At 54.7% G+C, this 22,286-nt stretch carries 21 protein-coding genes and 1 pseudogene; 11 read left to right on the top strand and 11 right to left on the bottom strand.

The window, feature by feature from the left end:
* Positions 1-118 precede the first annotated feature (118 nt).
* Positions 119-1,510 (top strand): L-cystine transporter, encoded by a 1,392-nt coding sequence (locus ABIC79_RS20335; RefSeq protein ID WP_037035298.1) that lies wholly within the window; start codon positions 119-121, stop codon positions 1,508-1,510.
* A gap of 116 nt (positions 1,511-1,626) precedes the next feature.
* Positions 1,627-1,947: pseudogene (locus tag ABIC79_RS20330) on the top strand (IS110 family transposase); the annotation flags it as partial.
* Between the two features lie 466 nt (positions 1,948-2,413).
* Here ABIC79_RS20330 and ABIC79_RS20325 read toward each other — a convergent pair.
* Positions 2,414-3,619 (bottom strand): pyridoxal phosphate-dependent aminotransferase, encoded by a 1,206-nt coding sequence (locus ABIC79_RS20325; RefSeq protein ID WP_037035530.1) that lies wholly within the window; start codon positions 3,617-3,619, stop codon positions 2,414-2,416.
* Positions 3,620-3,988: 369 nt separating this feature from the next.
* Here ABIC79_RS20325 and nac point away from each other — a divergent pair, with 369 nt between their 5' ends.
* From nac to ABIC79_RS20290, 7 genes are all read left to right on the top strand, one after another.
* Complete coding sequence (nac, locus tag ABIC79_RS20320; protein WP_119261788.1) at positions 3,989-4,912, top strand: nitrogen assimilation transcriptional regulator NAC; 924 nt, start codon at positions 3,989-3,991, stop codon at positions 4,910-4,912.
* Between the two features lie 139 nt (positions 4,913-5,051).
* A complete protein-coding gene (locus tag ABIC79_RS20315) occupies positions 5,052-5,492 on the top strand; it encodes an acetyl-CoA carboxylase biotin carboxyl carrier protein (RefSeq protein ID WP_119261789.1) in 441 nt (146 codons plus the stop codon).
* Complete coding sequence (locus tag ABIC79_RS20310) at positions 5,489-6,271, top strand: LamB/YcsF family protein (RefSeq protein ID WP_112152198.1); 783 nt, start codon at positions 5,489-5,491, stop codon at positions 6,269-6,271. The genes ABIC79_RS20315 and ABIC79_RS20310 overlap by 4 nt, the downstream gene beginning before the upstream one ends.
* A gap of 133 nt (positions 6,272-6,404) precedes the next feature.
* Positions 6,405-7,154, top strand: a complete 750-nt coding sequence (locus tag ABIC79_RS20305) for an SDR family oxidoreductase (protein WP_013576018.1) — start codon at positions 6,405-6,407, stop codon at positions 7,152-7,154.
* 50 nt (positions 7,155-7,204) lie between these two features.
* Positions 7,205-7,900: an amino acid ABC transporter permease gene (locus tag ABIC79_RS20300; protein WP_166860485.1), complete on the top strand. Its 696-nt coding sequence runs from the start codon at positions 7,205-7,207 to the stop codon at positions 7,898-7,900.
* 4 nt (positions 7,901-7,904) lie between these two features.
* The gene (locus tag ABIC79_RS20295) at positions 7,905-8,654 is read left to right on the top strand and encodes an amino acid ABC transporter permease (protein WP_013576020.1); all 750 of its coding nucleotides are present in this window, start codon (positions 7,905-7,907) and stop codon (positions 8,652-8,654) included.
* Between the two features lie 12 nt (positions 8,655-8,666).
* A complete protein-coding gene (locus ABIC79_RS20290; RefSeq protein WP_013576021.1) occupies positions 8,667-9,404 on the top strand; it encodes an amino acid ABC transporter ATP-binding protein in 738 nt (245 codons plus the stop codon).
* A 109-nt stretch (positions 9,405-9,513) separates the two neighbouring features.
* Here ABIC79_RS20290 and ABIC79_RS20285 read toward each other — a convergent pair whose 3' ends face one another.
* From ABIC79_RS20285 to ABIC79_RS20275, 3 genes are all read right to left on the bottom strand, one after another.
* Positions 9,514-9,867, bottom strand: a complete 354-nt coding sequence (locus tag ABIC79_RS20285) for an MmcQ/YjbR family DNA-binding protein (protein WP_112152197.1) — start codon at positions 9,865-9,867, stop codon at positions 9,514-9,516.
* A 237-nt stretch (positions 9,868-10,104) separates the two neighbouring features.
* Positions 10,105-10,974 carry an NmrA/HSCARG family protein gene (locus ABIC79_RS20280; RefSeq protein WP_112152196.1) on the bottom strand — a complete coding sequence of 290 codons (870 nt, stop codon included), beginning with the start codon at positions 10,972-10,974 and terminating at the stop codon, positions 10,105-10,107.
* Positions 10,975-11,003: 29 nt separating this feature from the next.
* The gene (locus tag ABIC79_RS20275) at positions 11,004-11,174 is read right to left on the bottom strand and encodes an NADPH:quinone reductase (RefSeq protein ID WP_015690107.1); all 171 of its coding nucleotides are present in this window, start codon (positions 11,172-11,174) and stop codon (positions 11,004-11,006) included.
* Between the two features lie 146 nt (positions 11,175-11,320).
* On the opposite strand from ABIC79_RS20275, the gene ABIC79_RS20270 reads away from it, so the two are divergent.
* Together ABIC79_RS20270 and ABIC79_RS20265 are read left to right on the top strand one after the other, a co-directional pair.
* Entirely contained in the window at positions 11,321-12,196 is an 876-nt protein-coding gene (locus ABIC79_RS20270; RefSeq protein WP_126124987.1) for a LysR family transcriptional regulator, read from the top strand.
* A gap of 223 nt (positions 12,197-12,419) precedes the next feature.
* Complete coding sequence (locus ABIC79_RS20265) at positions 12,420-13,733, top strand: NAD(P)/FAD-dependent oxidoreductase (protein WP_013576026.1); 1,314 nt, start codon at positions 12,420-12,422, stop codon at positions 13,731-13,733.
* Between the two features lie 36 nt (positions 13,734-13,769).
* On the opposite strand, the gene ABIC79_RS20260 is transcribed toward ABIC79_RS20265, so the two are convergent.
* From ABIC79_RS20260 to livM, 7 genes are all read right to left on the bottom strand, one after another.
* Positions 13,770-14,426: a methionine ABC transporter permease gene (locus tag ABIC79_RS20260; protein ID WP_013576027.1), complete on the bottom strand. Its 657-nt coding sequence runs from the start codon at positions 14,424-14,426 to the stop codon at positions 13,770-13,772.
* The gene (locus ABIC79_RS20255) at positions 14,407-15,561 is read right to left on the bottom strand and encodes a methionine ABC transporter ATP-binding protein (RefSeq protein ID WP_015690110.1); all 1,155 of its coding nucleotides are present in this window, start codon (positions 15,559-15,561) and stop codon (positions 14,407-14,409) included. Before ABIC79_RS20255 ends, ABIC79_RS20260 begins: the two co-directional genes overlap by 20 nt.
* An 11-nt stretch (positions 15,562-15,572) precedes the next feature.
* Positions 15,573-16,415: a MetQ/NlpA family ABC transporter substrate-binding protein gene (locus ABIC79_RS20250; protein ID WP_354568304.1), complete on the bottom strand. Its 843-nt coding sequence runs from the start codon at positions 16,413-16,415 to the stop codon at positions 15,573-15,575.
* Positions 16,416-16,665: 250 nt separating this feature from the next.
* Positions 16,666-18,972, bottom strand: a complete 2,307-nt coding sequence (gene opgB, locus ABIC79_RS20245; protein ID WP_013576030.1) for a phosphatidylglycerol--membrane-oligosaccharide glycerophosphotransferase — start codon at positions 18,970-18,972, stop codon at positions 16,666-16,668.
* 419 nt (positions 18,973-19,391) lie between these two features.
* On the bottom strand, positions 19,392-20,108 hold the full coding sequence (locus ABIC79_RS20240) for an ABC transporter ATP-binding protein (RefSeq protein ID WP_015690111.1): 717 nt from the start codon (positions 20,106-20,108) through the stop codon (positions 19,392-19,394).
* Positions 20,105-20,998 (bottom strand): ABC transporter ATP-binding protein, encoded by an 894-nt coding sequence (locus tag ABIC79_RS20235; RefSeq protein ID WP_013576032.1) that lies wholly within the window; start codon positions 20,996-20,998, stop codon positions 20,105-20,107. The genes ABIC79_RS20240 and ABIC79_RS20235 overlap by 4 nt, the downstream gene beginning before the upstream one ends.
* The gene (gene livM / locus ABIC79_RS20230; RefSeq protein WP_173362108.1) at positions 20,995-22,281 is read right to left on the bottom strand and encodes a high-affinity branched-chain amino acid ABC transporter permease LivM; all 1,287 of its coding nucleotides are present in this window, start codon (positions 22,279-22,281) and stop codon (positions 20,995-20,997) included. The genes ABIC79_RS20235 and livM overlap by 4 nt, the downstream gene beginning before the upstream one ends.
* Positions 22,282-22,286 lie beyond the last annotated feature (5 nt).

Raw genomic sequence — 22,286 nt, 5'->3', positions numbered from 1 at the left:
TGGATATAAATGCTCGGACCCTCAAACTGATATTCTGCCCCCCAATGCTTTGGGATGGTGCAGTCCTTTTCCGGAAACACCCGTTTCATTTATCAAAATTATAAGTTTGGAGTCTGGTATGAATCTTCCGCTCGTTCTTAACGTAGTGGTTTTCGTTGCCCTGCTTTTGCTGCTGGCACAAACCCGCCACAAGCAATGGAGCCTGGCAAAAAAAGTTTTACTGGGTCTGGCTATGGGTGTCGTATTTGGCCTGGCTTTACAGCTGATCTACGGTTCCGATGATCCGGTACTAAAAACCTCAATTACCTGGTTCAATATTGTCGGTAACGGCTACGTCCAGTTGCTGCAAATGATCGTCATGCCGCTGGTTTTCGTCTCTATTCTGAGCGCGGTAGCGAAACTGCATAACGCGTCATCGCTGGGGAAAATCAGCTTCCTGACCATCGGTACCCTGCTGTTCACCACACTGATCGCTTCTCTGGTGGGTATCTTCGTGACGGGCCTGTTCGGCCTCACCGCTGACGGCCTGGTACAGGGTACGCAGGAAACGGCGCGACTGACGGCAATTCAGTCTAACTATGTCGGCAAAGTGGCTGACCTGAGCGTGCCTCAGTTGATCCTTTCCTTTATACCTAAGAACCCGTTTGCTGATCTGACAGGCGCAAGTCCGACATCAATCATCAGCGTCGTGATCTTCGCAGCCTTCGTTGGTGTAGCCGCCCTGCAACTGGTGAAAGATGATGCAGAAAAAGGTCCGCGCATTCTGGCCTTTATCGATACCCTGCAGGCATGGGTGATGAAGTTGGTGCGTCTGGTCATGAAACTGACCCCGTACGGGGTACTGGCTCTGATGACCAAAGTGGTCGCCGGCTCGAACATTCAGGACATCATTAAACTCGGCAGCTTTGTGGTCGCGTCTTACCTGGGTCTTGGCATTATGTTTGTTGTTCACGCGATACTGCTGTCGTTCACCGGTGTTAATCCGGCGAAATTCTTCCGTAAAGTCTGGCCGGTGCTGACTTTTGCCTTCACCAGCCGTTCAAGTGCCGCGACCATCCCGCTGAGCGTTGAAGCGCAGACACGCCGTCTGGGTATTCCTGAATCTATCGCCAGCTTTGCGGCATCGTTCGGGGCAACGATTGGTCAGAACGGCTGTGCAGGTCTGTATCCAACCATGTTGGCCGTCATGGTTGCGCCAACCGTCGGCATCGACCCGTTTGATCCGGTATGGATTGCAACATTAGTGGGTATTGTTACCCTGAGCTCTGCCGGTGTTGCCGGTGTGGGTGGTGGTGCGACATTTGCAGCCCTGATCGTGTTGCCAGCCATGGGCCTGCCGGTTACGCTGGTTGCCCTGCTGATTTCTGTTGAGCCGCTGATTGATATGGGCCGTACCGCGCTGAATGTCAGCGGTTCAATGACGGCAGGCACTATCACAAGTCAGTTGCTGAAACAGACGGATAAAGCGGTGATGGATGCTGAAGAAACGGCTGAGCTGGCTCACCGTTAATTTCAGATTGCTGCAAACAAAAAACCGAAGCCAGTGGCTTCGGTTTAATAAGATGGTCACCCCCACCCTGTGAGCGGTACGCTGACAGGGTGTTTTTCTTTCTGAAGGGGATCATCATGCAAAACGTTACGCTCATCGGTATTGACCTCGGCAAGCATTCGTTCCATGTCCACGCTCAGGATAAAAACGGTAATGCATTGCTACGTAAGAAGTTTTCCCGCAACCCGTTAACCGCCTTTCTCTCTACTTGTCCCGCTTCTACCGTTGTTATGGAGTCCTGTGCGGGCGCCCATTTTATGGCCCGGCACATCAGCCAGTTCGGGCATCAGGTGAAGCTCATATCTCCTCAGTTTGTCCGACCCTTCGTTAAAAGCAATAAGAACGATTTCATTGATGCCGGGGCTATCTGCGAAGCCGCATCACGACCTTCTATGCGCTCGCGCTTTTATGCAACGACCTGAACACAATCAGGGGCGGCTGGCTGACTAGGTGAAGGCCCAGCTCTCGCGGCATCACTCGAACGTAGTGGCCTGCGGGTTAGCCAACAAACTGGCCCGAATAGCCTGGTCGGTGACAACCCATCGCACAGCTTTTATCCAATAAAAAGAGCCAACAGGGACGAACTGTTAGCTCTTAGGCATTACGCAGTGACTTTCTGGTTTTGCGACGACCGATTATTGATGACATGAACGGCACAGCGACCTGCGGATGAACCTGACATAAAAAATGGCTCTTTGAAGCCGTCCGCTTTTTAAGGTTCTGCAGGCGCGGACTTCATCATGGCGCGGGCAACGTAAGGTTGCCCATCAGACGCCGTATAGATTTAAGCAAGCCCATCATAAATCAAAATCAACGTTGCAAAAACGGGGGTGACCATAGATTTTTATGGTTCTGACTCAGACGTTATGACTTCAGCTCCGCACAAAACGCTGCTATCCGGTCGCAGCCGTCTTGCAAAACTTCCATGCTGGTCGCATACGAAATGCGGAAATACGGACTCATGCCGTAGGCCGCGCCCTGCACGGTGACGACGTGTTTTTCTTCGATCAGCGCCATCACGAAATCGGCATCGCTATTGATGTGACGCCCGCCTGCGGTGGTTTTCCCGATGCAGCCTTCAATGTTCACGAACAGATAGAACGCGCCCTGCGGTTTATGACAGCGCAGTTCATGCACGGACGTTAACCGCTCCAGCACGTAATCGCGGCGCTGGCGGTAGATTTCGGCGCGCTCTTTCAGTAAATCCTGCGGGCCGTTAAGCACCGCGACCGCCGCCGCCTGCGTGAGCGTGGTGACGCCGCCGCTGTTTTGCGTGTTCACGTTACTCATGGCTTTAATCAGATCTTGCGGACCGCCGCAAAAACCTAAACGCCAGCCGGTCATGGAATAGGCTTTCGACACGCCGTTGACCGTCAGCACGCGATCGAGCAAACGCGGTTCCACTTCGGCCAGCGTATAAAACGTCACGTCGTCATAAATCAGATGTTCGTAAATGTCATCGGTCAGGATCCACACGCCCGGATGGCGCAGCATCACCTCGCCCATCGCCTGCAATTCCTGGCGGGTTGCCACGGAACCGGTCGGATTGCTCGGGTAATTCAGCAGCAGCCACTTGGTTTTCGGCGTAATCGCCGCGTCGATGTCCTGCGGATACGGCTTGAAATTGTTCTCTTCCGGGCAGGCCACCGGCACCGGAATACCGCCCGCGAATTTGACGATATCCGCATAGCTAATCCACGACGGCGTCGGGATCACCACTTCATCGCCCGGATTAATCGTCGCCAGCATCGCGTTAAAAATAATTTGCTTCGCGCCGCCTGCGGTGAGGATCTGGCTCACGTCGTAATTCAGGTTGTTATCGCGCTGAAATTTACGCGCAATGGCCGCCCGCAGCGCAGGGGTTCCGTCGGTCGGCGGATAACGGGTATCACCGCCGAGCGCAGCGGCGTAGGCGGCTTCCGTGGCGTGAGGGGGCGTCGGAAAATCCGGTTCACCGGTAGAAAGCGCAATGACGTTCACGCCTGCGGCTGCGAGGTCACGGGCCTTTTGCGTCATGGCGACGGAGGCAGAAACAGAGACATTTTTTAAGCGATCGGCGATATCAGGCATGGTCCTGGGGTTCCATTGTTTTTATCGAACGTAAAAAGACGGACAGCGATGAGGCACTTCAGGGGAAAGAGTAATGAGGAACGGACCGCGCCGACCAATAGCGCTTTGTTGTGGTGACATAACACAAAACAATGGCTGAACGCGCAAATCAGGCAATTTGCACCGGCGCAGTGCAGGCGGGGATTTTCATTATTCGGGAGGCTGCGCAAAGGCAGAAAACATCCGGCTATACAGTGAATAAATCGGCGGGTAAATCAGAAGGAAAACCGGATATCGGACATAAATCAGCCTGTTAGTGCGTGTTGGCACTCATCTTGCTTCATACACATTACTTATAACACCACTTGTTTCCGTGATGAGGATGCCATCGTGAATCTCCGCCGCCTTAAATATTTTATCAAGATTGTCGATGTGGGTAGCCTCACTCAGGCCGCAGATATCCTGCACATTGCGCAGCCTGCGCTCAGCCAGCAACTCGCGACGCTGGAAGGCGAAGTGAATCAGCAACTGCTGATCCGCACCAAACGCGGCGTGACGCCGACCGAAGCGGGCAAGATTTTGTATATCCACGCGCAGGCCATTTTGCGCCAGTGCGATCAGGCCCAGAGCGCGATTGACGGCTCGGCGCTGGCGCTTTCGGGCAGCGTTTCTGTCGGGCTTGCGCCGGGCACCGCCGCACAGCAACTGGCATTGCCGCTGCTGGAAGAAGTCCACCGGCAATATCCGGGCATCGTATTGTATTTCAATGAAAACTTCGGCACCACGCTCAGCGAGCTGATCATGAATGGCCGGATGGACATGGCGGTGATTTACGGCAACCGGGAAATTCACGGATTACGGTTTATGCCGCTGATGAAAGAAGAGTTGTATTTCGTCTGCCCGCACGCGCTGAGCAAACCGCTGAAATCCGTCAGTCTGGCGCAGGTGGCAAAGTATGACCTGTTCCTGCCGCGCATTTACAACATCATGCGAAAAGTCATCGACGACGCGTTTATCCATGAAGCTGTGACGTACCGCGTGAAGTGCGAAATCGAATCGCAAACCACCCTCAATGCCGCGCTGGCGGCGGGTTTAGGCTGCACGATCATGCCGGAATCCGCCGCCCGCGCGATGCTCAAAGCCTCGGATTCGTGGATGGCGAAAATTGATAAACCGAATATTCAGGCGGCGCTGTCATTTTGTATGTCCGACCATCTGCCGCTGTCCCAGCCCGCCGAAGCGGTCAAAGCGATTTTGCTGTCGCTGATGGCCAGCCGCACGGTGGATAACCGGCCACTGACGCTGGTGGGGTAATAAGCGCACCTTATTACCGCAAAGCGAAATCCTCTTTCCTGACGTCGGCAGTGACACGATAGAGTGCTTTTACCGCCCGCAAAGCGGGTCGTTTGTCGTCGTTATTGCGCGGGGACACTCTCTCTTCGACGGGAAGGATATGGAAAAAAAAGCACCAGCACTCAGCGAGTTGCGAGATATCGCACGAAAGATGCGTAAGTCCGGCCTGAGCCAGATTGAACTCAGCGGAAACGGCTTTCGGGTCAGCATGAAATACGCGCCAGTCTCCCCCGCCATTTTGCCATGCCGCATGCCGGACGAAACGCCTGCGCTTCCCGCGCTGACCGCCCCCGACGCGGTGTGTGCACCTTTCCCCGGCATCGTGTTGTTACAGCATCCGCTCAACAAAATTCCGTTCACACAACCGGGTGAAAAAGTCGGGAAAGATGCGCTGCTCGGGCTGCTGAAAGTCGGCGTGATTTATCTGCCGCTGCGCAGCCCGGTGCAGGGCGTGGTGGAATCCCTGTCCGTGGAAGACGGTGACTGCGTGGAATACGGCGCGGAGATTTTCACTTTACGCCGCGAGGAGCTGGCCGCATGAAATACATCGATTTAAACGCCGATATCGGCGAAGGCTTTGGCGATTACACCATCGCCGACGACGCCGCGCTGATGCCGCTGATCACCTCCGCCAACGTGGCCTGCGGGTTTCACGCGGGGGATGCGGTGATTATGGCGAAAACCGTCGCGCTGGCGAAAAAGTATCAGGTAGATCTCGGCGCGCACGTCGGATTCCCTGATTTGTCCGGGTTTGGCCGCCGCCGGATGCACATCGAACCGGAGGTGATGGCGCATTACGTCACCTATCAGCTTGGCGCGCTTTCTGCTTTTGCGAAAGCGGCGGATTACCCGCTGACGCACATGAGTTTCCACGGTGCGCTGGGCAATATGGTGTCCGAAGACGCCCGGCTGGCGCGGGTGTTATTGCAGGCGGTGAAGAATTTCGATGCACAAATGATCATCAGCACGATGCCCGGCAACGCCGTCGAACGCATGGCGCGGGCGCTGGATTTGCCGGTGATTTGTACGTTTCTCGCCGACCGCGCCTATGAAAGCAACGGCCTGCTGGTCAGCCGGACGAAACCGGGCGCGGTTATTCATGACAAAGAGCAGGTACGCGCGCGCATCCGCCAGTTGCTGCGCGAAGGCACGGTGCAAAGCATCGACGGCGTGACGTTGCCGGTGGATGCGACATCGATTCTGGTTCACGGCGATACGCCGGAATCCCTCGAAATGGTGCATACGCTGCGGGAAATTATTACCGAAATGGACATCGCGCTGATGCCGCCAGCCCGGCAACGCCGCCTGATGGCAGGGTAAAACACGCTGTTATAAGCCCCTCTTATCGCCTCACACGGTTTATGTCTTATACCGTCTGAGAATTACTGGATACAGTCAGAAAACACCCACCGGCAGAACATGATGGAGCCGGCGGTTTAACAGGAGAGTCGCAATGCCATTTTCAGATTACAAAACCGCACTGGTGACCGGCGCATCGGCCGGAATGGGTGAAGCCATTGTCGAACGCCTTTGTCAGGAAGGGATCACCGTTCATGCTGTCGCACGCCGCGCCGATCAGCTGGCCGCCCTCGCCGCCCGCACCGGTTGTATTCCGCATGCGCTCGACGTCAGCGACCTCGACGCGGTGACGCGCCTGTGCAGCGAGATCAGCGTGGATATTCTGGTGAACAACGCCGGGGTTTCCCGTCCCGGCTCTATCCTGAGCGCCGATGAAGAATCCGTGGATACGCAGGTGGATGTGAATCTGCGCGCCGTTTTGCATCTTTGCCGCCTGCTGGTGCCGGGCATGATGGAACGCGATCGCGGCCACGTCATCAACATCACCTCGATTGCCGCGATTTATAACTTCGGCGGCAACTCGATTTATCACGCCACCAAAGCCGGGGTTCACGCCCTGTCTCGCCAGCTACGCGTTGACTGCTACGGCAAGCGTGTGCGCATCACTGAAATCTGCCCGGGTCGCGTGGCGACTGACATTTTCGGCAATGTTTCCGGCGATCACGAAGAAGCCCGCCGCCGTTTCATTGACGGTTTTGAACTGCCCGAAGCCAAAGACATCGCCGATTGCGTGGCGTTTGCCGTTTCTGCGCCGATTGCCGTCAACATCGGCAACATCGAAATCACCCCGACGTTGCAGGTTCCCGGTGGCCTTTCCACCATGCGCCCCGGCGAAGGTCTGTGATCTTTTTCCTATAAACCCACAGTTCAACCATTCAGGAGGGTGAAAATACGATGACGCTCGATTTCAGCAAAGTCCTGACCGGTCAGTTCGAGCAGATGATCGTCGATGGCATGGTTGTCACCCTCAAGCTGGCGCTGGGGTCCTGGCTGCTCGCGATGTGTATTGCCCTGCTGCTGGTCGTCATCCGGCTGACGCACAAACGCGCCGCTGAATATTTCGTCCGCGCCTATGTGTCGTATCACCGCAATGTGCCGACGCTTATTCAGCTGATGATGTGGTATTTCGCCATTCCGACGCTGCTGCCGGAATCTGTGCAGATGTGGATTAACGATTTCAACGCCGAGTTTCTGTTCTCGATGTTTGCGCTCGGATTGTGTCAGGCGGCGTATTTCTCTGAAGACATCCGCAGCGGATTACGCGCTATTCCTGAAGGGCAAACCGAAGCATCACGCGCGCTGGGCATGAGTTACACCCGATCGCTGCGTTCGGTTATTTTACCGCAAGGCATCCGCAACGCGCTGCCTTCGCTGCTCAACCACACCGTTTTACTGTTCAAAAACACCAGTCTGGCTATGGTCATTGGCGTAGCTGAACTGACTTACGTGACCCGTGATATTGAAAACCAGACGTTCCGGACTTTCGAATCGTATCTGGTGGCCTCTGCCGGTTATCTGTTCTTCTCTCTGCTGCTGATGGGTGCTGGCGCCTTGCTGGCCCGCCGGTTCCAGCGGGCCTACGCGAGGTAATCACATGCTCGAGATGTTCACGATTTTGCACGACAACGGGATGCTGTTCCTGATGGGGCAATATCCGCAGGGACCGCTCGGCGGGATACTTTGTACGTTACTGATTTCCCTGCTGGCCGTTTTGTTTGCACTGCCGGTGGGTATTCTCCTCGGGCTGGCGCGTTTATCGCCTTTCCGCTGGCTGAGCTGGCCCGCTGCCTGCTGGGTCTACGGCTTACGCGGCATTCCGCTGCTGATGGTGGTGTTCTGGACGTATTTCTGTGTTCCGCTGTTAATCGGTCACAACATCAGCGGCTTCAGCACCATGCTGTGTACGCTGGTGATTTATGAAAGTGCGTATATCGCCGAGATCGTGCGCGGCGGCATTCAGGCGCTGCCGGGCGGCCAGTACGAAGCGGCGCGCGCTTTAGGGATGAGTTATTTCAAAACGCTGCGTCTGATTATTCTGCCGCAGGCGTTATACAACACGCTGCCAAGTCTGGTCAGCCAGCTGGTTTCTATCATTAAAGACAGCACGCTGGGTTACGTCATTAACGTGCCGGAGCTGACCTTTGCCGCTAATCAGGTGAATAACCAACTGCTCACCAAACCTTTTCAAGTCTTCGCGATTGTCGCGATTGGCTATTACATCATCTGTTTCAGCCTGACGTGGCTGGCCAATAAGCTTGAAGCCCGTATCACGCGCAAACGGCAGAACCGGATGCCGGAAGCGGAGAAAATGACGAAGGCTCCACTGCTGAAGACTCAATCATAATAAGGAACGACGATGCGACCAATGATCTTATTTAATCAGGTTAATAAATGGTATGGCGAATATCAGGCGCTCACCGACCTGAGTGCAGAAATTAGAAGTGGTGAAGTCGTGGTGGTTTGCGGACCGTCCGGCTCGGGCAAATCAACGCTGATCCGCACCGTGAACCGGCTGGAACCTATTGAAGAGGGCCAGATCCTGTTCGATGGCATGGATATTCATGGCACCAGCACCCGCCTGAATCAGTTGCGCACGCGTATCGGTTTTGTCTTTCAGAACTTTAATCTTTTTCCGCACGTTTCGGTGCTGGACAACATCATGATGTCGCCGGTAAAGGTGCTCGGCGTGAAACGTCAGGAAGCACGCAAGCACGCGGGTGAACTGCTGGAACGTGTCGGATTATCACACAAAGCCAATGCCTATCCGGCACAGCTTTCCGGCGGGCAGCAGCAACGTGTTGCCATCGCCCGGGCATTAGCCATGAAACCGCCGGTGATGTTGTTTGATGAACCGACGTCGGCGCTTGATCCGGAAATGGTCGGTGAAGTCCTGAATGTGATGCGCAGTCTGGCACGTGAAGGTATGACCATGATGTGCGTCACACACGAAATGAATTTTGCCCGCGACGTGGCGGACACAATCTGGTTTATGGATCAGGGGAAAATTCTGGAAAAATCCAAACCGGAAAACTTCTTCAATCATCCGCAACACCCGCGTGCCAGGAAGTTTTTAAGTGACTTATTGCACCATTAATTATGCACGTGGCGTATTCCTTTGCAGCGCCTTGCCGCTCAGAGCTTATCCATCAAAGGGGGCTTAAGAAATAACGCCTGCATAGGTATCTCTGTCTTTGAATATATTATCAGCATGTCAGTTCATGACTGTCGGCAAGCAGCTCGTGTATTTCATCTGCCGACAGCGGTCCGGAAAGGATCACACTGACCCAGTGCTCTTTATTCATATGATAAGCAGGCAAAATGCCGTCTTTCTGACGTAATGAGCCGATGTGCTCCGGCCGGACCTTAACCTCAAGTATGTCGACTTTATCTTCCGTTTTCAGCCCCAGCTTGGTACCGGATACATTCATCACGAGACCAAACCATTTATCACCATTGTGATGACGAAGCACGGCATAATCCGGCAGGTTACGCCAGAGATATTCCGGCTCCGAATTATAGTGTTCCCGCGCGTACCTGAATAACGACTCTCTTTTCATAATCACTCCCGTATCGTCGGTTTATACCGTTCTGACCAGCCCGTTCCAGCGCCTGCGCGGGTATGCACAGAGTCGTATCCAGGGTGAAACCTGTGCGGATGAGGAACTGCCGAACCCAGTACATACCGTATCCTCCTGAGAAGATGCCTGCAAGGTAACAAGTGCCTGACTGGGTTACGTTTACCGGTTGTTCGGCGGCGTACTGCCTGACAGTAAACCGCCCCTTTGCCTCGCGGTTTAGCTCCCGGCAACAGACTCGCGAACGAAATCTTCATAAGTGCGCAGCGGGTGTCCAATGAGAGCCTGTAGCTGTTCTGCGGTTCCTTCAGCAGCTTGCATGCCGAACGTCTGAATACCAGCCATCATCAGGCTCATGTCATAAGCCAGCCAGTTGGGACCGTACGAGGCGAGTTGCCCTTCAAACGCGGTGACGTCATCTCCCCCGTAAGTAATCTCGCGACCCAGGGCTGAACTCCAGATCTTCGCCACGGACGCACCGGTCAGCGGTTGCGGCCCAATCAACTCCAGCGTGACAGGATCCAGCGCAGACGATGCCCTGTCGCGTCGCAGCAACTCAGCCACGGCGACATCCGCGATATCGCGCGCATCAATCATTGAGACGCCCGCCGAGCCGACAGGCATCGGGTACACCGCGTAGTTCTGAATCGTCTGTTGAACCATCAGGTCGTTTTGCATGAAATAAGCCGGACGCAGAATGGTGGCGGGGATGTCATGACTTTTGATCATCCGTTCAACCGTATGCTTGCCGGTAAAGTGCGGAACGTTGGTGAATTTATCAGCATGGATCACCGACAGATAAACGATACGCTCAATGCCCGCCTCGCGGGCGAGGTTCAGGGCGATCAGGGCCTGAGTAACCTCATCGGGCGTAACCGCATTCAGCAGAAACAGCGTTCGTACCGATGACAGCGCGGCACGCATCGACGCGACGTCGGTCAGGTCTGCAACGACTTCCGTAACCCCTGCCGGAAACTCGCGCTTACCCGCCTGGCGTACCAGGGCTTTGACCCCGGCGCCAGCGTCAGCCAGACCCTGAATGATAAGTGAACCAATGGTGCCCGTGGCACCGGTAACGAGAATGCTCATATTTAACTCCTGCAAGATAGTGATAATGGTTAACGTGAGAAATCCGCAACGACCTTACCGGTCCGTGAAACGGTACGATTACGTTCGATTGCGTTGGGAATATCAGCGAAGCCCACTACGCCGCCAATTCTGGACTGTAGCGTGCCGCTGGCGACGTCGTTGGCCAGCTTCCCGAGTAATACCGGATCGGGCTTATTCATAAACCAGAGACCCCAATCAGTACGGCGCGTTGTACGTTGTTCATTGCAGTTCCTCGTAGCAAGTTCTGATAACGAGACAATATTCCGTTGCAATTAAAAAACAAAGATCCTAAAACTTAGACACCTTGTCTCATAAATGGAACACCATGAACCTGAACGCGCTGTCTGATTTTATCCTCGTCGCCACAAATGAAGGGCTGGGGAAGGCAAGCCGCGCAAGCGGCATTTCCAAAGCCACGCTATCGCGACGCATCGCAGATCTTGAGGAGCAACTGGGTGTGAGGCTGATCGAGCGAAGCGCTCGCGGTTTGAAGCTCACCGAAGCCGGGGCGACGCTGATCTCCCGGACTGAAGGCCTGCTGAGTGAGGTGACCGAAGCCATGACGGCGGTCGGTGATGGTGTTTCGACGCCTCGCGGGCGTTTGCGTGTCGCCGCTCCGGTCCTGTTTTCCCAGCTTGCGATGGGGCGCATTGGTGCCGAATTCTGTGCGGCCTACCCGGAAATTGAAATTGAAATCGTGGCGGAAGATCGCATGGTGGATCTCGTCGAGGAACAATTTGACGTCGCAATCCGCATCAACCCAAGCCCCGACAGCAATTTAGTCGGACGGTGTTTCGCCAAAGACAGGCTGGTTGTCGTGGCCGCACCTGAAATAATCAGGCCACTCCCCGGCGCAATCAGGCCAGTGCCCGGCATCGTAACGTCGAGTTTCCAGCCTGCCCACTGGAGTCTCGATGGCGGGCAACTGATCCTGGAGCCGATCCCAAAATTGCGCTTCTCTTCGTTACTGATGGTCCGCGATGCGGCAATCGCCGGCGGTGGGGCTGCCCTCATTCCGCAATCCATCGCATGGAACCAGCTTGCCCGCGGCGATTTAGTTCAGTGGGGCATCGTGTCGGGGGCAGAGCGGGAACTTTGGGTTTTGCATACTTCCAGGCGGCTTGCTGCGCCAAAAGTTCGCGCATTCGTCGATTTCCTGTGCGCCCGATACCCGGACATGTCTCTGGTTCTCAACGGATAGCGCTCTCAATTTTTTCTTTCGCGCAACAGGAGGATTTCATAGCCAACTTCCGGAGACAGGCGACCGGTCACCGGCAAAATTCTCAGGGGGTAGCAGACGACCAGATTCAGCCGCTACCTGTGCAGTATTCAGCTCACCTTCTTTTGATAGCATTAATCCGCATTAGACATCTATACGTCTATCCCTTAGGATCATTGCACCCGGGATAACCACCTGACAGACAATGAAAATTAAACATTTACCTCTTGATCAAAATATTAACGGCTGGGCGGCGCTGCGGGGTGATATTCCCCGCCATCCGGCTTTACGTGGAAAAGTCACGGCAGACTGGCTGGTGATTGGCGCAGGCTTTGCCGGGCTGGCATTTGCCCGTCGTATTGCCGAGCTTCGGCCGCATGAGCATGTTGTGGTACTCGAGGCGCTCGACGTGGCCGATAACGCTTCGGCCCGTAATTCGGGTTTTGTGATTGATTTACCGCATACCGTCGGCAGCACATCGGCTGAGCTGGAACACGCCAATGCGTACCGGCGTCTTTTACAGTACGGGTTGCATCATCTGAAAGAGACCGTCGATAAGCATGATATTGCGTGCGACTGGCTGAATTCAGGCAAATACCATTGCGCCGTGAGTGCGCAGTTTGACGGTGAAATCGCGCATTATCAGCAGGAACTCACCACGCTCGGCGAAAGCTTTGAGCTGCTGGACAGAGCCGCACTCCGTCAGCGTTTGGGCACCGGTTTTTACCGCAGCGCGGTGTACACGCCCAACTGTATTCTGGTGAATCCGGCGGCGCTGATCAGCGGGCTGGTGGCCACGTTGCCGGCAAACGTCACGGTTTATGCCAACTCACCTGCGTTGCAGATTGACACTCAGGGCACTATTCATGCAGAAACGCCGCACGGCGAAGTGCGTGCCGGTAAACTGATGCTGGCGATCAATGGTGCAGCACGCGGGTTACCGCTGTTCAAAGGCAACGTCTTCGCGATGTCGACGTTTGCAACACTGACTGAACCGCTGTCACCCGCACAACGTCAGCTTATCGGTGATATTGCGCCGTGGGGCTCGACGCCGGTGAATGCACTGGCGGGTGCGACGTTGCGCTATACCTCTGACCATCGCTTCCTGATCCGCGAACACGTCAACTTTACGCCAGGTCTGGTGACCCGTGCGGTAGAAACCGGCCGTCATGCCCGCCGCCATCAGGCATTATTTGCCCGTATTTATCCGCAGTTACAGGACGTCAATATGGCGTACACCTGGTCGGGGCTGATCAGCATTACGCGCAACGGCGCGCCGGTATGGGGGAATATTGCGCCGAACGTGTATTCGTCAGCGGGATGTAATGGTTCCGGCAGTTCCAAGCAGAGTGCGTTCGGGCGGTTGCTGGCGGAACATGCGCTGGGAGAGGACAATCCGTTGCTGGCCGATATGCAGGGCATCGGACGCGCCAGTTATCTGCCGCCGCGCCCGTTCCTGGATGTCGGTGTGAAAGGATTTATGGCCCGTGAACGCTGGCGTTCACGCAGCGAGTTGTAGAGACTGAACATAGCCGGTCGCCGCATAACCGGCTTTTTAATGACGTTTATCGACGCGCGCCACGATACGATCGCCCAGCCACTGAATGCCGCAAACCATCACAATCAGCACGACGATCACTTCTATCATCACCACCGTTTCAAAACGCTGATAACCGTAACGGATTGCCAGATCACCCAGTCCGCCTGCGCCGATAGCGCCCGCCATCGCCGATGCGCCAATCAACGCCACCAGCGTGACCACAAATCCGGACAAAATACCGGGCAGCGCTTCCGGGATCAGCACGTCCCAGACAATACGCAGTTTACTGGCACCCATCGCGCGAACGGCGTCAGTCAGTCCGCGATCCACGTCGCGCAGCGAGACTTCTGCCACGCGGGCGAAATACGGCGTGGCGGTAATCGACAGCGGAACAATCGCCGCCCAGGTGCCGAGCGATGTGCCCACCAGAAAACGGGTTACCGGGATCAGCGCCACCAGCAAAATGATAAATGGCAGAGAACGGAAACCGTTGATCACCAGCCCGAGCGAGCGGTTAACCCAGCGATTTTCGGCAATGCCGCCGGGACTGCTCATCACCAGAATCAGGCCCAGAGGCAAACCCGCGATCAGCGAGAACAGGCCGGAAATTGCCGTCATCAGTAACGTTTCTTCGACGGCGTTAATCAGTAAATCAATCATTACCGGAGACATAACCTGTCAGCTCCACGGTGGCCTGGTGCTGTCGCAGCCAGTCTAAAACAACCTGCTCAGATGCCGTATCGTTTACCGGCACTGAGAAGAAGAAACGCACAACGGCATAATGCTGAATATGATCCACGCCGCCCTGGATCAGCCGGAATTTGCCCGGTAATGCCGTCGCCATTTGAGTGAGTATTTCGCCCTGCCGCCCCTGCTCCGCATACTGGACGCTGTAAATGGCCTCGCCCTGACGTACCGGCGACAACCGTTCAGCCAGCGCTTCCGGCAGTTGCGGCAATAATCCCTGTAACAGCGTACGGGTCAGCGCGGACTGCGGATGCGCAAACACCTGCCACACCGGCCCCTCTTCGATAATTTCACCGCCATTAATCACCGCCACGCGATGCGCGATTTTTTTAATCACCTCCATCTCATGGGTGATCAGCAAAATGGTGATGCCGAGTTTCTGATTGAGGGATTGCAGCAGCGCCAGAATCGAACGCGTGGTTTCAGGATCGAGCGCCGATGTCGCTTCATCGCAAAGTAAAAGTGCCGGACTGGCTGCCAGCGCACGGGCAATACCGACGCGCTGTTTCTGACCGCCGGACAACGCCGCCGGATAGTTCTTTGCCTTATCTTCCAGCCCGACCAGCGCCAGCAGCTCGGCGACACGCGCCTGACGCCGTGCCTTGTCGTATCCGGCGATTTTCAATGGCAGCGCGACATTCTGCTCAACCGTTTTGGCCGACAGCAAATTGAAATGCTGGAACACCATCCCCACGCGGCTGCGCACTGACTGCAAGGCTTTCTCGCTCAGGCCGGTGATGGCATGGCCTTCGATTTCAATCACGCCGCTGTCCGGCTGTTCCAGTCCGTTCAGGCAGCGGATCAGGGTGGATTTCCCCGCACCGCTGCGGCCAATAATGCCCAGGATTTCGCCCCGCCGGACCGTCAGCGAGACATCTTTCAGCGCCTGAATTGTGCCGAACTGACGGCTTACATGGTCAAGGCGCACGACGTCATGCACCTCATCCTGATGCGTTTTCAGAGTGCCACCGGCAAACTGCCCGGCGTTAGCCGGGCGTGGAGGGGCTTTTTCTGAAGACGTCGCCGTGAACTGCGCACCGGTTTCAGAGATGATCGTCATGCTTTACATCCTTACCAGGCCGTCACGCCGGTGCCTTTATAGACCTTATCAAACACCTGTTTGACAGCCTCGTTCTGGTAAGAACTGACCAGCGTTTTCACCCACGGCGCATTCACATTTTCAGTTTTCACCGCGATGAAGTTGTTGTAAGGATTATTCTTTACCGGTTCCTGCGCGATACGATCCGCAGGCGTCAGGCCACTTTTCAGCGCCCAGTCGGTGTTCACAATCGCAGCATCCAGATCCGGCACGGAGCGGCCGATAATGCCGGAATCCAGCTCTTTAATGGTGACGTGGCGCGGGTTCTCAGTGATATCCGCCGTAGTGGCGAAAATACCGGCGCCCGGTTTGAGTTTGATCACGCCAGATTGCTGAAGCAGGATCAGCCCGCGCCCTTCGTTCGCCGGGTCATTCGGCACGCCAATCACTGCCCCTTCTTTCAGCTGGTCGGCAGATTTTACTTTTTTAGAGTACAACCCGATTGGCCACACAGCGGTATCACCCACGCGCACGATGTTGTAGTGATTCACTTTGATCTGGTTATCGAGGAAAGGCTGATGCTGGAAGGCATTGGCATCCACTTCGCCGTTTTGCAGGGCTTCATTTGGCTGGTTGTAATCGTTGAAAATCACCGGTTTTACCGTCAGACCTTTTGCTGCGGCCTGTCTGACCACTTCACGCCAGACATCTTCGTCCTCCCCGCTGATAATTCCGACCTTAACCGTGGTTTTATCGGCGGCCTGTGCCGCACTCAGCGGCGCCAGCACGCTGCCGGAAATGATCACTGCCGAGGTTGCGGCCAGTAAAACAGCACGGTGAATACGGGTCTTTGTTTTGTTGAATGTCTTGCGCATACGCTATCCCCAAAAGTGTGATGAGATGCCTGCTCCGGGCTGTGTTTCCGTGCAGGAATTTGGCGAGTATACCCATCGGCTTATTTCTTTATAATATTGTTTTAATGATAGTTATTCTTGAAATGAATAACCGAAATGGGATAGTAAAGCGATAAAAATGCTAAGTGTTATTTCAATTGCCATTTCCCCAATTTGCTTCCAATAAAAAACCCGCCGGAGCGGGTTTTTAACATTTCGGGCAAACAGCGGATTAAGACTGCGGATCCACCGGCTGAACTTCAAGAGAAACCATGCCGATGCCCAGTTTACGAGGCTGGAAGCCGCCGCTGGTGCCTTCAGTGGGTTCGGTCGGTTCCGGCGGCGTGATGACGATACTTTGCTCCGCTCCCGGATTGGTGAACTGTACTTTCACGATACCGTCTTTATCGCCGAAGGTGACAAACTGCTCCTGATCTCCGACACGGACGGAAACCGGCTTATCGATGTTATTGCCGTAAGCCCGTGCGCGGATCACCACATCAAAGGTGGCGGGCAGCGGTTTAACGTAATCAATTTTCACCGACGGTGCCAGATTGGCATCTGACCAGCGTCCCCAGTTTTCAACGGCTGAAACACCGGTAATCGCTTTTACCTGCTCCGGCAATCCCGGCACCATAAAAGCGATGGCTTTCGACTGATAAGTGGTGGCGGAATCATCAATGTTCAGCGTCTTCAGGGTTTGCTGATAAATCGCATTGCTGCCCGAGGTGTCTTTCACGAAGTCCACTTTACCTTTGAAGGTATCACCGGTGATCTGCACGATCGTCGGCTTCGCCCCGAGGTTCCCCGATGCAACGCACAGGCCGGTATTGAGCGACAACTCTGGTGCCCAGACGCGTCCCATTTCGTAGCATTTATCAACCCAGACAAAGTTATCGCTGGTCGCCAGTCCGGCCAGTTGTTTTTTCAGCGGCGTGGACAGATAGACATCAAACATCGGCTCAATTTTGTCTGCCGTGACCTTCAGAATAAACGGCGTTTTGATGGTCATGCCGGAGAAGGTGAAAGTGCTGTCTTTGGTATTCACCGCATAGTCTTTGATGCTGTTCGGGAAGCCCCACTGTTTGATGACCGCCGGTTTCCAGGCATTCACTTTGTCATCAATATTGAGGAACTGCGCAGTCATCGATGTCGCAGAAACACCGCTGCGTCCAAGACCGATGTAGTTGTCGCCGCCCATCATATCCAGTACGGTCGCGCCATTATCCAGGGTGCTGCGTTTCGCACCGTTCAGCTCCCCCGCCGGATGACGGCCGTCGAGTACGAAGAACAGGTCTTTACGGTTCTGTTTGGTCAGAATGTTGTAAGCCGTGTTGTTCATCGCCAGATGATCGGAAGACACCACAATGATGGTGTTATCGAAATAACCGGACTTTTTAATCTTATCGATAAATGCGGCAATCAGTTCCTGACTACAGGACACGGCGCTCAGTGACTGGTTGGCTTTACCGTTCACTTTATATTCCTTGCGGGTACAGCCGCGGGAAATAAAGCCGTCAGGATGATGCGTATCAACGGTCAGCGTGAACAGTGAGAACGGCTTACCTTCCTGACTCAGCGTCACGAATTTTTTGTACACCTCATCCAGCAAGGTGTCGTCATACCAGCCCCAGTCATTTTTATAGGACGGGTCCGCGACAGTCGGACGCAATTCGTTGTAACCATAAAGATGGTCGAAACCATGGGATTTCAGGAAGGTTCCTTTGCCTGCGAAAGCCAGTTCAGCGCCCTGATAGAAATAGTTGGTATAACCTGCACCTTTGAGCACATCGCCAAGACAGACGTTTTCAGGGTAGAAAGTCGCCAGTGCACTGGAGGCATTACCATCAAACGGCGCAAACAACGGGATCCCACACTGAGAAGCCACCATACCCGCGATGGTATAGCCAGTGCCCGGCAACTGTTTGGTGTTTGTGAAATCGGTACTCTGCGCTTTATGGCGGTTTAATTCGGTGGTCAGGCCGGGGAAGACTTTGTCATCAAAATACGTGCGTTCCAGACTCTCGCCGTAGATATAAACCAGGTTAGGCTTTTTCGCGCCTTTAATGGCTTTTTCGGGCACTTTGTAATAGGTACTAAAATCTGCACCGCTGCCTGAGATTTGCGTTTTGACCAGACGCGAGATGTTCTGGAATGCCTGTGTGGAACCGACAGAAAAGACCGCCAGCACCACGGCCAGCGCACTGTAGACCGCGCTGCTGTTTTTGGCACGACGCTGCTTCAGCCCCCACGCCAGCAAAGCGAATACGCTGACAAGCCCTGCCAGTAAACCGATAAATGGCAGGATATATTTATTGAGCCCCGCCCCTTTCAGGCTACTGGTGACGGTATATAACACCGCGTCCGTGATGCCTTCACCGGTGAAATAATTGCTGCCGATCAGGATGACGTTAAGAATGACGTAAAGCCCGAGGAAAAACAGCACCAGTGAAAACCAGACACGGCTGGCCGACGCCCGCGTGACGTAGAGAAAAATAGAAGAAAGAAATAATACGAAGGAAATTATCTCAGAAGCCATTTCAGCACCCTGTCTGATTTAAACAATAAACTCTACGACCCATTTCTGCTGTTTTACGAGCAGCGCCGACGGTTCAACTCATCGAGCGAATGACCCGTTTGTCATTCACTTACTTCATCCCTGAGACAGGAAAATTCATGCCAAAAACGGATAGCGCTATATAGCCTGTTGATCCTGGTGGGTCAACGCCTTAACACGGCTTCAGGCCACTGATGTGCCCAAAAAAACTGACGTTTTACAAATTCATGACAGCTAATTCCGCATGATACCTCAGAAAATTAACTTTCCGGTCACCTTTCTGTAAGAATTGCATGATAGCGGAATACTGTGGGCGAAATGTGGAGGCAGGTTGAAAATGCGGAAAAAAGTTGGCGGGAAGGCCCGCAATACGGGGTATCGCGGGCATTGAAGATGAAAAATCAGATTCCTCCGAGATAAGCTTTCCGCACCTCCTGATTATGTAAAAGTTCTTCGCCTGAACCGCTAAGCCGAATTTGTCCGTTGACCATCACATAACCCCGGTCAGAAAGCCTGAGCGCATGATGCGCATTTTGCTCCACCAGAAAGATAGTCATGCCGTTTTTTGCCAGTTCGCGCAAGGTCTGGAAAATCTGTTTAACGATAATAGGCGCCAGCCCAAGACTCGGTTCATCGAGCAGTAACAGCTTCGGGCGACTCATCAGCGCACGGGCAATCGCCAGCATTTGCTGTTCACCACCGGACATGGTCATCGCCCGTTGTTTACGGCGTTCCTTCAGGCGCGGGAATAACTCAAACATGGTGTGCAGATCTTCTGCCGCGTGTTTATTCCCGACGGGAATGGTGCCCATCAGCAGGTTTTCTTCCACGGTCATATCCGGAAAAACACGTCGCCCTTCCGGCGATTGCGCTATGCCAGCCGAAGCCACAAAGTGTGTCGATTTGCGGCTGATATCTTCCCCGCGAAACAGGATCTGCCCGCTCTGTATACGTGGCTGGCCGAATATCGACATCAGCAGCGTTGATTTCCCGGCACCGTTGGCACCAATCAACGCCACCGTTTCCCCCTCATGCACCTGCAAAGAGACCTGCTGTAATGCCTGAATCGCCCCGTAATACACATTCACATCACGAAATTCCAGCATCGCGTCGCTCATAAGCTGACCTCGTCGTCTTCATCAGCACCCAGATACGCGGCAATGACTTTCTCATCGTTCTGAATAGCCTGCGGTATTCCTTCGGCAATCACGTCGCCGTGGTCGAGCACGATAATGTGGTCGGAAATGTCCATCACCATGCCCATATCATGTTCGATCAGCAGCACGGTGATGTCGTGATGATCGCGCAGGAAGCGGATAATTTTGCTCAGCGTACGTGTTTCAACCGGATTCAGACCGGCTGCCGGTTCGTCCAGGCAAATCATTTCCGGCGCGGTACACATCGCACGGGCGATTTCCAGCCGGCGCTGCTGACCGTAAGACATTTCCCCTGCCAGCCGGTTGGCACAATCCACCAGTTCCACCACTTCCAGCCAGTAAAATGCGCGGTCCAGCGCCTGATTTTCCGCACGGCGATAACCCGGCGTATTGAGCACACCGGCAATCAGGTTGCGGTTGGTTTGCATGTGCTGAGCGACCAGCAGATTTTCAACCACCGACATTTCACGAAACAGCCGGATATTCTGAAAGGTACGCGCCAGCCCGGCGCGGTTAACCAGGTGTGTACCGCCGAACATTTTGTAGAAAATGCGTTTGCCCAGTTGCGCCGGTTTTATCCAGTCATCAGGCTGAAATTTCTGCCCGAGCACCTGGATTACATTGGTCGTCCGGCGGCGCGTATTGAGCAAAATATTGCCGCCGGACGCTTTATAAAAACCTGTCAGGCAATTAAATACCGTGGTTTTTCCTGCGCCGTTCGGGCCGATCAGCGCGGTAATCGATCCGCGTTTCACCGCAAGATTCACATCGTTCAGCGCCTTAATGCCGCCGAAATGCATGCGCAAATGCTCGACACTCAGGATGTTGTTATCCGCTAACGCTTCGCTCATGGCGCGACTCCTTTACGCACGGCAAACCCGCTGCGGCTGATGCGGATCAACCCGCGTGGCCGCCAGATCATCATCACCACCATTAAAACGCCGAACAGCAATACGCGATATTCGGCAAAGCTGCGCAACAGTTCCGGCGCGACGGTCAGCACAAATGCCGCCAGCACCACGCCGATGGTTGAGCCCATACCGCCCAAAACCACAATAGCGAGAATCAGTGCAGATTCGAAAAAGGTGAAAGAGGTCGGATTAACGAAGCCCTGATACGTGGCGAAAAACACGCCCGCAATTCCGGCTGTGGAAGCCCCGAGGGTAAAGGCAGACAGCTTGACCAGCACATGATTCAGCCCCATCGCGCGGCAGGCAATCTCATCCTCACGCAGCGCTTCCCACGCGCGGCCAATCGGCATGCGGGTCAGCCGGTGTTTGATAAACAACACCAGCAACACCACCAGAACCAGCACGGCATAGATGAAGATAAATTTCATATTCGGGTTATAGGTCAGATGGAAAAACTCGTGGAACGGCACGCCGCCCTCTTTCGCCCGCCGGCCAAATTCCAGCCCGAAAAAGGTGGGCGGAGGCGCGGAAACACCGTTCGGACCGCCGGTAAACGACAACCAGTTGGTCAGCACCAGCCGGATGATTTCACCGAAACCTAACGTCACGATCGCCAGATAGTCGCCGTGCATACGCAGCACCGGGAAACCCAGCAACGCACCCGCCAGCGCGGCCATCACCGCCGCCAGCGGCAGCATCGACCAGAAGCCGAGGCCGAGATACTGATACCCCAGCGCCAGCCCGTAAGCCCCGATGGCGTAAAACGCCACATACCCCAGATCGAGCAAACCGGCCAGTCCGACCACGATATTCAGCCCGAGGCCGAGCAACACATAAATCAGTCCCAGAATGGCGACCGTCAGAATGTATTTGGTGGCGACGAACGGGAAGAAAATGGCCAGCACAATCAGCAGCGGAATAACCCAGCGCAGATGACTTTTATAATCCGGCGACCGGACATAGACGCCCGCGCTGTCGGATTCGAAACGCGCACGCATTTTCTGCCCGGCTGTGGTTTCTAAAAATGCACTGAGCAGGAAGCGGCCCGTCATCACCGCAGCAATGATCCAGACCAGCCTCTGGCTATGAAAGTTAAAGCTGTAACCATCGAGCACCACACCGACCACCGGCCCGAAAATAATCAGCGCCACCAGCCCGGCAAAAATGGCATCCAGCAGACAGCGTTTAAATGAAAATCCGCTGTTCACAGCAGTTTGTGACATCATTT

It is taken from the genome of Rahnella sp. 2050 (genome assembly GCF_040544515.1).
GTDB classification, from domain to species: Bacteria; Pseudomonadota; Gammaproteobacteria; order Enterobacterales; family Enterobacteriaceae; genus Rahnella; species Rahnella aceris.
This window is presented reverse-complemented; position numbering and strand designations above follow the sequence as displayed.

Coding starts and splice junctions, on each gene's coding strand:
- ABIC79_RS20240 (WP_015690111.1), bottom strand. CDS start 20,108: ATGAGCGACGCGATGCTGGAATTTCGTGATGTGAATGTGTATTACGGG.
- ABIC79_RS20310 (WP_112152198.1), top strand. CDS start 5,489: ATGAAATACATCGATTTAAACGCCGATATCGGCGAAGGCTTTGGCGAT.
- ABIC79_RS20300 (WP_166860485.1), top strand. CDS start 7,205: ATGACGCTCGATTTCAGCAAAGTCCTGACCGGTCAGTTCGAGCAGATG.
- ABIC79_RS20280 (WP_112152196.1), bottom strand. CDS start 10,974: ATGAGCATTCTCGTTACCGGTGCCACGGGCACCATTGGTTCACTTATC.
- ABIC79_RS20290 (WP_013576021.1), top strand. CDS start 8,667: ATGCGACCAATGATCTTATTTAATCAGGTTAATAAATGGTATGGCGAA.
- ABIC79_RS20285 (WP_112152197.1), bottom strand. CDS start 9,867: ATGAAAAGAGAGTCGTTATTCAGGTACGCGCGGGAACACTATAATTCG.
- ABIC79_RS20255 (WP_015690110.1), bottom strand. CDS start 15,561: ATGACGATCATCTCTGAAACCGGTGCGCAGTTCACGGCGACGTCTTCA.
- ABIC79_RS20335 (WP_037035298.1), top strand. CDS start 119: ATGAATCTTCCGCTCGTTCTTAACGTAGTGGTTTTCGTTGCCCTGCTT.
- ABIC79_RS20260 (WP_013576027.1), bottom strand. CDS start 14,426: ATGTCTCCGGTAATGATTGATTTACTGATTAACGCCGTCGAAGAAACG.
- ABIC79_RS20235 (WP_013576032.1), bottom strand. CDS start 20,998: ATGAGCGAAGCGTTAGCGGATAACAACATCCTGAGTGTCGAGCATTTG.
- ABIC79_RS20315 (WP_119261789.1), top strand. CDS start 5,052: ATGGAAAAAAAAGCACCAGCACTCAGCGAGTTGCGAGATATCGCACGA.
- ABIC79_RS20270 (WP_126124987.1), top strand. CDS start 11,321: ATGAACCTGAACGCGCTGTCTGATTTTATCCTCGTCGCCACAAATGAA.
- ABIC79_RS20295 (WP_013576020.1), top strand. CDS start 7,905: ATGCTCGAGATGTTCACGATTTTGCACGACAACGGGATGCTGTTCCTG.
- opgB (WP_013576030.1), bottom strand. CDS start 18,972: ATGGCTTCTGAGATAATTTCCTTCGTATTATTTCTTTCTTCTATTTTT.
- ABIC79_RS20265 (WP_013576026.1), top strand. CDS start 12,420: ATGAAAATTAAACATTTACCTCTTGATCAAAATATTAACGGCTGGGCG.
- livM (WP_173362108.1), bottom strand. CDS start 22,281: ATGTCACAAACTGCTGTGAACAGCGGATTTTCATTTAAACGCTGTCTG.
- ABIC79_RS20305 (WP_013576018.1), top strand. CDS start 6,405: ATGCCATTTTCAGATTACAAAACCGCACTGGTGACCGGCGCATCGGCC.
- ABIC79_RS20325 (WP_037035530.1), bottom strand. CDS start 3,619: ATGCCTGATATCGCCGATCGCTTAAAAAATGTCTCTGTTTCTGCCTCC.
- ABIC79_RS20275 (WP_015690107.1), bottom strand. CDS start 11,174: ATGAATAAGCCCGATCCGGTATTACTCGGGAAGCTGGCCAACGACGTC.
- ABIC79_RS20250 (WP_354568304.1), bottom strand. CDS start 16,415: ATGCGCAAGACATTCAACAAAACAAAGACCCGTATTCACCGTGCTGTT.